This window comes from Devosia sp. GW821-FHT12F11 (assembly GCF_058806655.1).
The window spans coordinates 198,368-211,701 of record NZ_JBXAPX010000007.1 but is presented as its reverse complement, the minus strand read 5'-3'; the positions used below and the strand labels follow the sequence as shown (position 1 = coordinate 211,701).

Genomic DNA, 13,334 nt, shown 5'->3' with positions numbered 1-13,334 from the left:
CGCCGCCTGATGGATGGGTCCCCAGCTTTTCGCTGGGATGACAGCCGGTGGGTGGGCGAGATCTGACCCAGCCACAATGCCGGTGCGACCCAATTACTGACGGTTCAAGTCATCTCGCGCGGCTGCTCGGCATCGCGCGGGGCCTGCTGGCGCAGTACCAGCACCAGCCCGACCAGCGCGACGGTGCCGCCGGCCGCCATGCGGAGGTCAAAACCTTCGCCAAGCAGCAGGATGCCCATCAGCACGGTCATCAGCGGGGTCATCAAGCCGAGCGGCGCGACGATCGAAGCCGGATAGCGCTGCAGGATGCCGAGATAGAGGGTGGTGGCCAGCAAGGTAACCGCCAGCACCGAGAAGCCGAGACCCGCGAGGAACGGCCAGCCGGCGCCAAAACTTGCCGTCACCGGGGTGGTCTCGGCGAGGAGCGAGTAGGCGAGCATCGGCGGGGCTGAGACGAAGGCGGTCCAGGCCTGCATGGTCAGCGGTTTTATGGCGCCATAGCGCTTCAGCAGCACCTGGCCGAGCGAGATGGCGATGGCCGAGACGAAGGCGAAGATCAGCCCCAGGCTGACGCTGGCGCCATCGCCGTCCCACATCACCAGGATCACTCCGCCCAGCGCCAGAGCGATGCCCACTCCGCGCGCCAGCCCGACCCGCTCGCCGAGCAGCAGCACCGAGAGCAGGGCAGTGATCGGGATCGCCGTCTGCAGGACGATCGAGACGCTCGACGAGGTGGCGAGCGAAAGGCCGATGAACATCAGGCCGAAATGGCAGGCGCCCATCAGGAAGCCGATGCAAAGGATCGGCAGCAGCGGCCGGGGCAACGGCCTGAGCAGCGGCGACAGGATGGCGGCGACGATCAGGAAGCGCGCCGCCGCGTAAAAGATCGGAGCGACCCCGAATTCGGAAAACAGCACTCGGCTGACGATCAGGTTCAAAGCCCAGATCAGGCAGACGGCAGCATAGAGCAGGAGGTCGAGGGGGCGCATGGAAGCTCGGAGGGATGACGCGGACGCGCCGGAATCGGGCATGGCACACAGGCACCGATCTGCCAATGGGCCTTTCGTTTGCCGGTCGAACTGGTAGGCCGGTGTGCTTGACGCCCTCACCCTAACCCTCTCCCCAAAGGGGCGAGGGGACGCGAGTTGAACCGGCGGTGCCACACCGCCCCGTCGCCCCTCCTAGGGGAGCGCAACAGCGCCCCCGAGGGGAGAAAGCCGGGGTGAGGGGCAGCCAAGCGCAAATCTCGTTCCCACGAGCCGCCGTTGCGCGAGCAGCGCACTCGCCCTACCTCTGGGGCGATAACAGGATTGCTGCCGATGGATGCTGAAACCTTCGCCCCGCCCAGTGCACCTCCCGCCGGCGTGGCGATCAAGACCGAGATCGTGGTCATCGGCGCCGGACAGGCGGGGCTGTCCTCGGCCTATCACCTCAGGCAGCGCGGGCTCGAGGCGGGGCGCGGCTTCGTCGTGCTCGACCAGTCGCCGAAGGCGGGTGGGGCCTGGCAGTTCCGCTGGCCGTCGCTGACGCTCAGCACGGTCAACCGAGTGCACGACCTGCCGGGGATGGCGTTCTCCGAGGCGGTCGATACCAGCAACGACGCAGTCGAGGCGGCGGTCGCCGTGCCGCGCTACTTCGCGGCCTACGAGGAGAAGTTCGGGCTCAACGTCTACCGGCCGGTCAAGGTGAAGGTGGTCTGCCAGCGCGGCGAACGGTTCCGGGTCGAGACCGATCGCCAGACGTTTTCGGCTCGCGGCATCATCAGCGCCACCGGCACCTGGGAAACCCCATACATCCCTGAATATCCTGGGCGGGATCTGTTCCGGGGGCGGCAGCTCCACACCCGCGACTATCGCACGGCGGCCGAATTCGCCGGCCAGCATGTGGTGATCGTCGGCGGCGGCATCTCGGCGATCCAGCTGCTCAACGAGATATCCGAGGTGACCAGCACCACCTGGGTGACGCGACGACCGCTGCAGTTCCGCGAAGGGCCGTTCGACCAGGAAGCGGGGCGGGCCGCGGTGAAGCTGGTCGAGGACCGCGTCCGTCAAGGCCTGCCGCCGAACTCGGTGGTTTCCGTTACCGGCTTGCCCCGCTCGCCGCTGATCGAGGCGATGGAGGCGCGCGGCGTGCTGAAGCGGCTGCCGATGTTCACCGAGATCACCGAGACCGGGGTGCGCTGGGAGGATGGCACGACGCAGCGCGCCGACGTGATCCTCTGGTGCACCGGGTTCCGCTCATCGCTCGACCATCTGGCGCCACTGCTGCTGCGCGAGCCATCGGGCGGCATCCTGATGGGCGGCCGGCTGGCGACAGAGGTGGTGAAGGACCCCCGTATTCACCTCGTCGGCTACGGCCCGTCGGCCTCGACCATTGGCGCCAACCGGGCCGGCGCGGTGGCGGCGAGCGAGGTTATGGCGACGTTGGGGATTAGTTGACGCGCCGGACATCCAATGATCGCCCTAACGCAAACGAAAGGGCGCGCCGAAGCGCGCCCCAGTTGGTCCGCCGACTTTTTCGGCTCCGGCCTTACTTGGCGCAGATACCGGGGTCCTCGAGGGTGCAGAGGTCGAGGCCGGTGAACTTCGGATCCTCGACGGTTTCGCCCTTGATCAGGCTGATCAGGATATCGGGCGCCTCGTTGCCCATCTGGTACGGCCGCTGGCCGATCTGGAAGTGGCTGCGGCCCTCACGGAACGCCTGGGTCTGCGGCGGCAGCGTATCGCCGGCGATGATCACCAGATCCTTGGACTTCAGCCGATCCATGACCTGGTCGGTGTTCTGGGCGTAAGCCTGCGGGCCGAACTGGGCCCAGCCGCCGACGAGAACGAAGGCATCGAGGTCAGGCTGCGCGGTGAAGACGTCGGCCATCTGCTGGTTGGCAGTGGGGATGTCGTCATTGGTATAGGTCGGGCAGCCATCGGCTTCGGTCCAGCCGTTGGTGTTGTTGAGCTTTTCGGTGCCCTTGGCGCCGGCAATGGTGTCGCGGAAACCCGCGGCGCGCTCATTGATGTTGGCCGCGGCGACGTTGCCGAGCTGCAGGCAGACGGTGCCGCCTTCCGGCTTGAGCTTCTTCAGCTCGGTCGCCATGCCGACACCCATGTCGTAGTTATTGGTGCCGAAATAGGTCTTGCGCAGCGCCTTGTCCTCGGGGAGCAGGTCTGCGTCGACGGTGATGATCGGCATGGTCGGCGCGGCGGCCTTCAGCATGTTGGCCATGGCCGGGGCATTGGACGGCGAAATGGCGATGCCGGCGACGCCCTTGCTGATCAGATCCTGCACGATCTGCACTTCGCCGGCTTCGTCCGAGCTCAATGCCGGGCCGGTGTAAAGGCAGGTATATTCGCTGTCGGCGTGTGCCGTGTTCCAGTCGGCACAGCCCTGGCCCATCACCGTGAAGAACGGATTGTCGAGGCCTTTGACGACGACGGCGAGGATTTTCTTGTCCTGCGCCATGGCGCTGCCCGCGAGCGCGACGGCAATGGCCGCGCCGGCAAGCACAAACGTAGTCTTACGCATAGTCTTCCTCCCTCGGGTTCAGTCTCGGCCTGCTTGGCGCAGGCCCTCGGTCGATCCCGACTAACGTACCTCAACGGCGAGAGGTCCCTAGCCGCCCGCTGATACGTTTGCCGTCTCGATGAGCTCCTCAATCGTTGCGCGAGCCTTCTCACAAGCCGTTGCCGGCCGCGGTGCTCCGCGTGTCGTTGCGGATACTGAGACGGCTCGTGACAATAGTCAATCGGGCTGATGCACGTGCACATTCAAGCGCATCAAGTTGTCAGATACGTAGACAAAGACGTTGGAAAGACTGGATAAACAGCAACCTTCCTGACGTTTTTTGCGAGTGCGCGATGGATGCTCGAAGTCGATTGACGCTTGACGCGGCATCCCGCATAGATTTGCCCGCGACATCTAGCGGAGGGCGAAGCCTTCCAGCCTTGGGAGGGGCAACGATGGCGGTTCTCGAGCTGGCGAACATCGCCAAGCACTACGGTGCTATCACCGCGCTGACCGATATTTCATTGACACTGAATGCAGGTGAAGTGGTCGGTCTGGTGGGCGACAACGGCGCCGGCAAGACGACGCTGGTGAAGATCATTGCTGGCAACTTCCACCCGTCCGAAGGCAGCATCAGCCTCGACGGACACGTGGTGCAGTTGCATGGCCCCAAGGACGCGCGTTCCAAGGGGATCGAGATCGTCTACCAGGACCTGGCGCTGGCCGATAACCTCACGGCGGCTGCCAACATCTTCCTTGGCCGCGAGCTCACCACCATTGCGCGCACCCCGCAGGAAGCCGAGTTGCCGTTCAGCAAGCGGCGCCGTGGCTGGCGGTTGTTCATGCCCGAAATCCTCGATTACGGCGCGATGTACAAGAAGGCAGGCGAGCTGTTCGCCGAGCTCAAGTCCGAGACGCGGCCGCGCGACCTGGTGCGGCGCATGTCGGGCGGCCAGCGCCAGGCGGTGGCGATTGCGCGGACGCGGCTGTCCAACCCCAAGATCGTGCTGATGGACGAGCCGACCGCGGCGATCAGCGTGCGGCAGGTGGCCGAGGTGCTGAACCTGATCCGCCGGCTCAAGGAGCAGGGCATCGCGGTGGTGCTGATCAGCCACCGTATCCCTGATGTGTTCGCCGTGTGCGACCGGCTGGTGGTGCTGCGGCGTGGCCGCAAGGTCGCCGACAAGCGGGTCGCCGATTCCTCGCCCGAGGAAGTGACCGGGCTGATCACCGGCGCGTTGCAGAGCGCTTGAGGAGCTTGCCGAAATGACCACCGACACCTCGCTCAAGGACGCCATCGACCAGCAGACGCATCGCGGCTTCCTGGCGTGGCTGATCAGCCGGCAGATCTTCTGGATCCTGTTGGCCGTGATCATCGCCATCGTCGCGATGATGCTCTTGACCAAGACCTTCGCGACGCCGCAGAACCTGTTCAACGTCACCCGCAACTTCGCCTTCGTCGGCATTGTCGGGCTGGGGATGACGGCGGTGATCATCACCGGCGGCATCGACCTGTCGGTCGGCGCCACGGTGCTGATCTCGGCGATGACCACCACCATCATAATGCATGCGGGCCTGCCGATCACGCTGGCGATTCCGGCCTCGATCGCCGCGTCGCTGCTGGTCGGCCTGATCAATGGCGTGTTGATCGCCATTGTCGGCATGCCGGCGTTCGTCGTGACACTCGGCATGATGTCGATCGCCCGCTCGATCGGCATGGTGATGTCGAACAACGCGCTGATCTACGAGTTCGGGCCGGACCAGGCGATCCTGTTCAGCATCGGCGGCGGCTCGGTGGTGGTCGGGGGCCTGCCGATCCCCAACCCACTGATCGTCATGGTGGTGCTGGCGCTGATCACCGGCTTTGCGCTGCGCTGGACCCGCTGGGGCCGGCATCTCTACGCCATTGGCGGCAATGAGAAGGCGGCGATCCTGACCGGTGTGCCGGTGAAGGCAGTGAAGATCTCTGTCTATATGTTCGTAGCGTTCTGCGCCGGCCTTACCGGGTTCCTGCAGACCGGCTGGCTCGGCTCGGTCACCACCGGGTTCGGCACCGGGCTCGAACTCACGGTTATCGCCGCGACCGTCATCGGCGGGGCCAGCCTCGCCGGCGGCACCGGTACGGCGCTGGGCGCCGTGGTCGGCGCGGCGCTCATCGAGATCATCCGCAACAGCCTGACGCTGCTCGGCATCAGTACGTTCTGGCAGGGTACGTTCGTCGGCTCGTTCATTATTCTGGCCGTGGCGTCCAACCTGCTGCGCAACAAGGAAACCGGGGAGTAACCCCGACGACGAATTCCCGCCGGCGGACGCGCCGGCGGGATGGCACCTTTTCTCTCTTGGTGCCGGGTTGAGATACGTACCTCAGCTTCGACGGAAGCAGACGCGACCCCGGAGCGCTTTCAGGAAGAGTTGTGAGACTTTTCCGGTTCGGAAGCCAGACGAAGTCAAAGACTCTGGGGACGGGATGACGGGGTACGGGACGAAACCAACAGCGCCGCCATGTGGCGGCCAGGGAGGAATGATGAAGAGCCTAGTCAGTATCGCGGTTCTCGTGACCGCCGGTGTCATGCTCGTCGGCGGCGCCGTCGCGCAGGAGAAAAAGCAGCTCGCCTTCGTGGTGAATGCCTCGTCCGACTTCTGGAAGCTGGCGGAAGCCGGGGTGAAGAAGGCGCAGGCCGAGCTGCCCAATTATGAACTGCAGTTCCGCTACCCCGCGCAGGGCACCGCCGCGCTGCAGAATGCGCTGATGGACGACCTCGTCGCCGCCGGCACCGATGCGATCATGATCTCGTCGGCCGACCCGAAGAACTCGATCGACGCGTTCAACCGCATCGCGGCGCAGGTGCCGCTGTTCACCACCGACTCCGACGCCCCGGCGTCGAACCGTCTCGCCTATCTCGGCTCGTCCAACACGCTGGCCGGCGTGCAGGCGGGCGAGGAGATGGTCAAGGCCATGGCCGGCAAGGAAGGCAAGTGCATGGGCTTTGTCGGCTTCCTCGGCGCCGACAACGCTGTCGAACGCATCGCCGGCTTCCGCCAGGCGATCGAAGGCAAGGGGATCGAGCTGGTCGACGTGCGCGGCGACGATGTGGACTTCACCAAAGCCCGCACCAATGTCGACGACGTGCTGGTGGCCAACCCCGAGATCAACTGCATGGTCGGGTTCTATTCGTATAACCCGCCAAAGATCTACGAGGCGCTGCAGGCCGCCGGCAAGCTCGGCGCCATCACCGTGGTGGCGTTCGACGAAGATCCGGTGACGCTGGGTGCGGTGAAGGAAGGCTCGTTCGCTGCCACCATCGTGCAGCAGCCGTTCGAGTGGGGTTATCAGGGCATGAAGCTGATGGCCGCCTATCTCGAAGGCGACAAGTCGGGCATCCCCGAGGACAAGCTGATCATCGTGCCGACCGCTGTGATCAACAAGGACAATGTCGACGCCTTCTCGGCCGACCTCAAGGCCAAGATCAACGGCGGCTGACATCAAGAGGCGGCAGACGGCCAGTGGCCGTCTCCGCGGGCGCGGCGCGGACGGCAGGGGGCTGTCGTCTGCGCTGCGTAGTGCTAGCGTTCGGACGGGAACGCGCGGGGAGGTGGAATGCTCGACAGCCGCGATCAAGAAGCGCCCGTGCGGCCCTTCCTGAAGCTCACCAGCGTTCGCAAAACCTATCCGGGCGTGGTGGCGCTCGCCGGCTTCGACATGCTGGTGCGGCCAGGCGAGGTGATCGGCCTCGTCGGCGAGAACGGCGCCGGCAAATCGACATTGATGAAGATCCTCGGCGGGGTCACGGCGCCCGACAGCGGCACGATCGAGATAGATGGCGCGCCTTATGCGGGGCTCAGCGTCGGCGGTTCGATGAAGGCCGGCATTGCCTTCGTCCACCAGGAACTCAACCTGTTCGACAATCTCGATGTGGCGGCCAACGTCTATATCGGGCGCGAGCCGCGGCGCGGCGGGGTGCTGAACCTCGTCGACGAAAAGCAGATGCGCGCCGATGTGCTGCCCTACCTGAAGCGGCTCGGCGCCAACTTCGCGCCCAATACGCCGGTGGCGAAACTGTCGCTGGCGCAGCAGCAGATGGTGGAGATCGCCAAGGCGTTGTCGGTGAATGCGCGCCTCGTCATCCTCGATGAGCCGACCTCGTCGCTGCCACTGGCCGAGACCGACAAGCTGCTCGAGGTAATCGCCGGGCTGAAGGCCGAGGGCATCGCGGTAATCTTCATTTCGCACCGGCTGCACGAAATCGAGCGCGCATGCGACCGGGTTCTGGTGCTGCGCGACGGGGTGCTGGTGGGGGAACTGCCCAAGGCGGAGATCGACCACGACCGCATGGTCAAGCTGATGATCGGCCGCGACCTCAAAGTGGCCTATGCGGCGCCCAAGCTCGGCAAAGGTGAGGTGGTGCTCGCCGCGAGCGGCATCCGTACCGCCGCTTACCCGACCCGCGATGTCGGGCTCGAGCTGCATGCGGGCGAGATCCTGGGGCTGGCGGGGCTGGTCGGCTCCGGCCGCACCGAACTGGCGCGAGTGCTGTTCGGGGTCGACCCGCTCTATGCGGGGCGGGTTACGCTCAACGGCGAGCCGGTGACGCTGCGCAATGCCTCGGACGCGGTGGCGCGGGGGATCTTCCTCGTGCCGGAGGATCGGAAGGGGGAGGGCATCCTGCTCGACCTGCCGATCTCGGAGAATATCAGCCTGCCCGATCTCGACGCCTATGCGCGCAGCGGGCTGGTATCACCGGCGCTGGAGCGGGTGCAGGCGGAGCGCAGCCGGGCCGAACTTGGCATCAAGGCGCCGACAGTGACGACCCGGACGGGGAGCCTGTCGGGGGGTAACCAGCAGAAGGTGGTGCTGGCCAAGTGGCTGGCGATGCAGCCCAAGGTGCTGATCTTCGACGAGCCGACGCGCGGCATCGATGTCGGGGCCAAGGCGGAAATCTACCGGCTGATGCGCGGGCTCGCCGATGCGGGCGTCGCCGTGCTGATGATCTCGTCGGACATGGAAGAAGTGATCGGGGTGTCGGATCGTATCGCGGTGATGCACGAGGGTCGGATCTCCGGGCAGCTCGGGCGCGCCGAGTTCAGCGAAGAAAACGTACTGCGGCTGGCGGTGGGCAAGAAGCTGGCGAAGGCCGGGTGAGGGGAAACGAATGAACAAGAAGGATCTGGGCCTGCTCGCCCTCATCGTCGTCGTCGGGTTCGTGGTGTATCTCCGCAACCCCGCCTTTCTCGGCCCGCAGAACCTTGCCAATACCGCCAACCTGATCGGCCTGTTCGGGCTGTTCGCCATCGGGCAGGGCTTTGTCATCATCACCGGCGGCATCGAGCTCAGCGCCGGCTCGATGATCGCGCTGCTCGGCGTGCTGTTCGTCGACCTCGTCGGCGCCAAGGGCGTGCCGTGGCCGATCGCTTTCGCCATCGTCATGGTGCTCGGGCTGGCGCTGGGGCTGGCGCATGGCCTGCTGATCACCAAGCTGAAGATGCAACCGTTCGTCGTGACGCTCTGCGGCCTTTTGATCTATCGCGGCGTGGCGCGCGGCTACACCGCCGACGCGACCGCCGGCTTCCCGTTCGGCAGCGAGTATCCGGGCCTCGATTTCTTCGTCGCCCGCATCGGCGGCATTCCGGTGTCGGTCTATGTGCTGGCAGTGGTGGCGGTGATCGCCTGGTTCACGCTGCACCGCTCGGTGTTCGGCCGCTACCTCTTCGCCATCGGCAAGAACGAGGAGGCGGCGCGCTTTTCGGGCATCCGCACCGATGTGGTGGTCACCTCGGCCTATGTGATCTGTGCCGGGCTGACGGCGCTGGCGGCGATCTTTTTCGCCATGTACACGCGGTCGGTGCAGCCCTCGTCGCAGGGCAATTTCTACGAGCTCTATGCCATCGCGGCGGCGGTGCTCGGCGGCTTCTCGCTGCGCGGCGGCGAGGGGTCGATCGTCGGGGTGATCCTCGGCACCATCCTGTTGCAGGAGCTGCAGAACCTGGTGAACCTCCTCGGCATTCCCTCCTCGCTCAACTTCGCGGTGATGGGTGGGGTGATCCTCGTGGGCGTGCTGGTCGACCAGCAATGGGGGCTGTTTCGGGCGCGCCGGCGCATCGCCGAGGCAGCGCGCAGCAGCGAGGAATTTTCGCCGAAGCCGGGGGAGTGAGGCGCGTTCGACCTCCACGTGGGAGGCGCAGTCGGGATTCCCTATCCCGTTTACGGGGGAGGGGGGACCACCCGAAAGCGTGGTGGGAGGGGGTGCCCCACGCTCTGAACTTAGGTGACCCACGCACCGGCGGTGGGTGGACGGGGCACGCACTGAGTATGTGGCACCCCCCTCCCACCAGCCTTTCGGCTGGTCCCCCTCCCCCGCAAGCGGGAGAGGGACGCCGACTGCACCGGTCGGGTTCGCCGCAGCTACCCCTGAACCCGCTCCATCAACCCTTCCTGCCGAATATCTACATACTGCCCGGCGAGGTCGTCGGCGACGCCGCTGGCCAGCCAGGCGATGACCCGGGCCGGGCGCTCGGGCGGCTGCAGGTTCTCGCGCGGCACGTCGGAAATCTGGTTGATCTTGGCCGCGCGGATTGCAGCCTGCATGTCGGTATCGACGAGGCCGGGCGCGAAGGCGAAGCCTCGGAGGCCGATCTCGGCGCCCTCGAGTTCGATTGAGCGGGTCAGCATCATGAGCGCCGCCTTGCCGGCGCAATAAGCCGACCAGCCCGACATGGCGTGGTTGGCGGCGCCGCTCACCACGTTGACGACCCGGCCCGCCTTAAGGTTGGGCCACAGAGCCGCGACCAGCGCGGCGGGGCCGCTGACATTGACGGTCAGCGAGCGGTCGAAGGCCAGCGGGTCGAGCGCGCTGAGCTTGGCCATCGGGGCAATGGTCGCGGCATTGTTGACGAGGATGTCGATACGGCCATGGAGCGCCAGCGCCGCGGCGGCGCGCTCCGGAATGGCAGCGAGGTCGCCGACATCGAGGACGAACTCGCTGGCCTTGCCGCCCTTCGCGATAACCGCCGCGACGATCTCGGCACAGTCGCCGGCCTTGCGGCCGGAGGCGATGACCGTGGCGCCGAGCTCGGCCAGCGCCAGCACAATGGCGGCGCCGAGGCCGGCACGCGCGCCGGTGACCAGCGCGACTTTTCCGTCGAGGGATGCGCTCATTTCGTCGGGCCTCGCTCGGCTGCGGCGCGGACCGAGTCCGCACTGGGCGTCGAGGCATAGGCCTGGAAGCCGCCGGTGATGTTGATCAGCTCGCCGGTGACGAAACTGGTGTCGGGGCCCATCAGCCAGCTGACGCCGCCGGCGACGTCCTCGGGGGTGCACCAGCGATGCAGCGGGATAGTCGCCACCACGTCGGCTTCGAAATCGTCCCAGCTCTTGCCGAGCTTTTCCGCCTTGGCGCGGAAGGTCTTCTCCATGCCGGTGCCGGGGCCGACATGGCCCGGGGCGATGGCGTTCACCCGCACGCCGCTCGAGGCCATTTCGATCGCGAGGCACTGGGTCAGGCCCCAGATGGCGTTCTTGGACGAGAGGTAGGCCGACGAGAACGGGTTGCCGAAGCCGAGCTTGGTGATGATGTTGACGATCTGGCCGCTCCGCTGCGCTGCCATGATGCGGGCCGCCTCGCGCGACATCAGGAAGGTGCCGCGGGTGTTCACCGAAAAGATCCGGTCCCAATCCTCGACGGCGGTTTCGACCACCAGCGCCTGCATGTGGATGCCGGCATTGTTGACCACGCCGAACAGCCCGCCATGGCGCGCCGCCACGGCTTTGACCCCTGAGATCACCGAGGCCTCGTCGCCGATGTCGATCAGCTCGAACTCGCAGCCGATGGCGGCGGCGGCGCTTTCGGCGACGGCGCGGTCGCGGTCGGCGATCACCACCTGGTGGCCGTCGGCATGAAGGCGCCCGGCAATGGCGCGGCCGATACCGCCGCCTCCGCCGGTGACGATGATAGCTCCAGAACTCACGGGGCACTCCAGGCGCGGAACAGGTCGCGCAGTTTCACGGTCTCGGTCAGCACGTCATCGTGCAGCGTATCGAAATATCCCTGGTGGACGATCTCGGCAGCTAGCCATCCGTCGTAGCCGGCATCGCGCAGCGTAGCGAACAGCGCGGGGAAGTTGAGCGTCCCCTGGTCGAGCTTGGCCTGCAGGGCGCCCGGCCGGGCCTGGCGCAGGTGCACGTGACCAGCCCAGCGGGCCAGCACGTCGATCTCATCCTGGCGATAGCCGGAAACGGCGAAATGCGCGTAGTCGAGCGCCAGCTTCACCCCGGGGGCGCGCTCACAGAGCTCGGCGGTGATGGCGGGGCTCTCGAGGTAGGAATGGATGTGCGGTTCGACGCAGACGGTGACGCCGGTGTTGGCCGCGAGATCGAGCAGCGGCTTCAGCGACTCGACGGTTTCGGTGAGCGCCTGGGCGCGGCTCTGCGCGCCGTTGATCACCCCGGGGAGGATGAACACTGTTGGCGAGCCGGCGGCAGCGCAGAATTTCAGCACAGCGGTGAAATCGGCGGTATTGGCGGCGCGGTTGGCGGGGTCGGCGAGGTTGCGGTCGGCGACGGAGTTGCCGAACAGGTGGTAGAGGTTGGCGACCGGCAGCGGCAGGCGCTTTCGCACCTCGTCGGCATAGACTTCGGGTGCTGCCAGCAGCCGCGTGCGATCGAGGGCGGAGCGGTAGAAATAACCGACATCCAGCCCTTCCATGCCGAGCACCTTGGCCAGGCCGCCGACCTCGCCGAGCGTCAGTTCGGGGAAGGACCAACTGGTGACGCTGAGCTTCACAGCACGTCCTCCAAGCGCCCCGATCTCGCCGAGCGGTACATGGCGTCGAGCAGTACGCTCGAGCGCATGCCGACCACGCCATCGGCGGGGTTCGGCACCTGCTTACCGCGCGCCAGGTCGACCAGCAGGGTAATCGGCGCCACCTGCTCATAGGCGCCGGCATCCGGGCCGAGATCGGCGATGTGGGTCTTGCCGTCGTGGCGGATCACCTCGACCCGGGCCCGTTCGATGTCGAACAGCATCATGCCCTCGGTGCCGAAGATGCGGATATCGATCTGGTAGCCGCGCGACTTGGGCACGGTGGCCGAGCCGGAGAGCGCCATGGTGGCACCATTGGCGAATTCGACCACGGCGGCATCGTAGAAATCGACGCCGGCGGGCGAGAGGCCGGTCTTCGCGAACACTTTTGTCGGGTCGAGATCGACGATGCGGAACAGCGCACCGAGCCCGTGGGTCAGCTGGCCCCAGCCATAGCCGCCGGATTTCTTCGGGTCGGCCCAGGTGGAGACCGGTGGACGGAACAGGTGGTCCTTGGTCTCGACCATCGGCTCGCCGCCGAACAGGTCGGCCAGCGCCGAGGCCATCTGCGCCACGACGTGGCGGACTTCGCCGACCCAGCCATCCTTCACCAGCTGATGCGCGGTCTCGACGATCGGCCGGAAGTTCCAGCCATAGGGCAGGATGATCTGGGTCTGATTGGCGTTAGCCGTGGCGAGCAGGGCCCGGGCATCGGCGGCCCTGGTCGCCATCGGCTTTTCGATCAGCGTCGGCAGACCGCGCGACAGGGCCAGTTGCGCATGCTCGGCGTGGAGGATGTGCGGCGAGGCGACGACCACGCCATGCAGGTTTTCCTTCGCCAGCATTTCCGCCGCATCGAAATACGGCTTCACACCGGGAAAGCTCGCGACGACCTTCTCCATGCCATCGGCATCGGGGCGGTTTACCGCGACGATCTCGACATTGGGGTTGGAGCGCAACGCCGGGATGTGGCTGAGGGTCGCCCACCAGCCGGCGCCGATGACGCCGATATTGACCTTATCGCTCAAACTGTCCTCCCGA

Annotated in this window: 12 protein-coding genes; 6 read left to right on the top strand and 6 right to left on the bottom strand. The window is 66.2% G+C overall.

Annotation, left to right across the window (positions count from 1 at the left end; genetic code table 11):
* Nucleotides 1-104: 104 nt before the first annotated feature.
* Nucleotides 105-989 (bottom strand): DMT family transporter, encoded by an 885-nt coding sequence (locus AC1ROK_RS20745; RefSeq protein ID WP_492850426.1) that lies wholly within the window; start codon nt 987-989, stop codon nt 105-107.
* A 330-nt stretch (nt 990-1,319) separates the two neighbouring features.
* Here AC1ROK_RS20745 and AC1ROK_RS20740 point away from each other — a divergent pair, with 330 nt between their 5' ends.
* Nucleotides 1,320-2,438, top strand: coding sequence for an NAD(P)-binding domain-containing protein (locus AC1ROK_RS20740; protein ID WP_492850424.1), 1,119 nt, complete (start codon nt 1,320-1,322; stop codon nt 2,436-2,438).
* Nucleotides 2,439-2,529: 91 nt separating this feature from the next.
* On the opposite strand, the gene AC1ROK_RS20735 is transcribed toward AC1ROK_RS20740, so the two are convergent.
* Nucleotides 2,530-3,519, bottom strand: a complete 990-nt coding sequence (locus AC1ROK_RS20735; protein ID WP_492850422.1) for a substrate-binding domain-containing protein — start codon at nt 3,517-3,519, stop codon at nt 2,530-2,532.
* Between the two features lie 434 nt (nt 3,520-3,953).
* On the opposite strand from AC1ROK_RS20735, the gene AC1ROK_RS20730 reads away from it, so the two are divergent.
* The 5 genes from AC1ROK_RS20730 (at nt 3,954) to AC1ROK_RS20710 (ending at nt 9,647) form a co-directional block, all read left to right on the top strand.
* The gene (locus AC1ROK_RS20730; protein WP_492850420.1) at nt 3,954-4,751 is read left to right on the top strand and encodes an ATP-binding cassette domain-containing protein; all 798 of its coding nucleotides are present in this window, start codon (nt 3,954-3,956) and stop codon (nt 4,749-4,751) included.
* Between the two features lie 13 nt (nt 4,752-4,764).
* Complete coding sequence (locus tag AC1ROK_RS20725; RefSeq protein ID WP_492850418.1) at nt 4,765-5,781, top strand: ABC transporter permease; 1,017 nt, start codon at nt 4,765-4,767, stop codon at nt 5,779-5,781.
* A 241-nt stretch (nt 5,782-6,022) separates the two neighbouring features.
* The gene (locus tag AC1ROK_RS20720; RefSeq protein WP_492850416.1) at nt 6,023-6,979 is read left to right on the top strand and encodes a sugar-binding protein; all 957 of its coding nucleotides are present in this window, start codon (nt 6,023-6,025) and stop codon (nt 6,977-6,979) included.
* A 117-nt stretch (nt 6,980-7,096) separates the two neighbouring features.
* Nucleotides 7,097-8,638, top strand: coding sequence for a sugar ABC transporter ATP-binding protein (locus tag AC1ROK_RS20715; protein ID WP_492850415.1), 1,542 nt, complete (start codon nt 7,097-7,099; stop codon nt 8,636-8,638).
* 10 nt (nt 8,639-8,648) lie between these two features.
* The gene (locus AC1ROK_RS20710; RefSeq protein WP_492850413.1) at nt 8,649-9,647 is read left to right on the top strand and encodes an ABC transporter permease; all 999 of its coding nucleotides are present in this window, start codon (nt 8,649-8,651) and stop codon (nt 9,645-9,647) included.
* 251 nt (nt 9,648-9,898) lie between these two features.
* Here the strand turns inward: AC1ROK_RS20710 and AC1ROK_RS20705 are convergent, their stop codons facing one another.
* The 4 genes from AC1ROK_RS20705 to AC1ROK_RS20690 are packed head-to-tail and all read right to left on the bottom strand — an operon-like array spanning nt 9,899 to nt 13,321.
* Nucleotides 9,899-10,651, bottom strand: coding sequence for an SDR family NAD(P)-dependent oxidoreductase (locus AC1ROK_RS20705; protein WP_492850411.1), 753 nt, complete (start codon nt 10,649-10,651; stop codon nt 9,899-9,901).
* Nucleotides 10,648-11,460: an SDR family NAD(P)-dependent oxidoreductase gene (locus AC1ROK_RS20700; RefSeq protein ID WP_492850409.1), complete on the bottom strand. Its 813-nt coding sequence runs from the start codon at nt 11,458-11,460 to the stop codon at nt 10,648-10,650. The genes AC1ROK_RS20705 and AC1ROK_RS20700 overlap by 4 nt, the downstream gene beginning before the upstream one ends.
* Nucleotides 11,457-12,275: a sugar phosphate isomerase/epimerase family protein gene (locus tag AC1ROK_RS20695; RefSeq protein ID WP_492850407.1), complete on the bottom strand. Its 819-nt coding sequence runs from the start codon at nt 12,273-12,275 to the stop codon at nt 11,457-11,459. Before AC1ROK_RS20695 ends, AC1ROK_RS20700 begins: the two co-directional genes overlap by 4 nt.
* Nucleotides 12,272-13,321, bottom strand: coding sequence for a Gfo/Idh/MocA family protein (locus AC1ROK_RS20690; RefSeq protein WP_492850405.1), 1,050 nt, complete (start codon nt 13,319-13,321; stop codon nt 12,272-12,274). The genes AC1ROK_RS20695 and AC1ROK_RS20690 overlap by 4 nt, the downstream gene beginning before the upstream one ends.
* Nucleotides 13,322-13,334: the final 13 nt, after the last annotated feature.

Bases quoted from the DNA above. Each gene is read 5' to 3' on its own strand.
- AC1ROK_RS20720 (WP_492850416.1), top strand. From the start codon at position 6,023: ATGAAGAGCCTAGTCAGTATCGCGGTTCTCGTGACCGCCGGTGTCATG.
- AC1ROK_RS20740 (WP_492850424.1), top strand. From the start codon at position 1,320: ATGGATGCTGAAACCTTCGCCCCGCCCAGTGCACCTCCCGCCGGCGTG.
- AC1ROK_RS20705 (WP_492850411.1), bottom strand. From the start codon at position 10,651: ATGAGCGCATCCCTCGACGGAAAAGTCGCGCTGGTCACCGGCGCGCGT.
- AC1ROK_RS20745 (WP_492850426.1), bottom strand. From the start codon at position 989: ATGCGCCCCCTCGACCTCCTGCTCTATGCTGCCGTCTGCCTGATCTGG.
- AC1ROK_RS20725 (WP_492850418.1), top strand. From the start codon at position 4,765: ATGACCACCGACACCTCGCTCAAGGACGCCATCGACCAGCAGACGCAT.
- AC1ROK_RS20715 (WP_492850415.1), top strand. From the start codon at position 7,097: ATGCTCGACAGCCGCGATCAAGAAGCGCCCGTGCGGCCCTTCCTGAAG.
- AC1ROK_RS20730 (WP_492850420.1), top strand. From the start codon at position 3,954: ATGGCGGTTCTCGAGCTGGCGAACATCGCCAAGCACTACGGTGCTATC.
- AC1ROK_RS20710 (WP_492850413.1), top strand. From the start codon at position 8,649: ATGAACAAGAAGGATCTGGGCCTGCTCGCCCTCATCGTCGTCGTCGGG.
- AC1ROK_RS20735 (WP_492850422.1), bottom strand. From the start codon at position 3,519: ATGCGTAAGACTACGTTTGTGCTTGCCGGCGCGGCCATTGCCGTCGCG.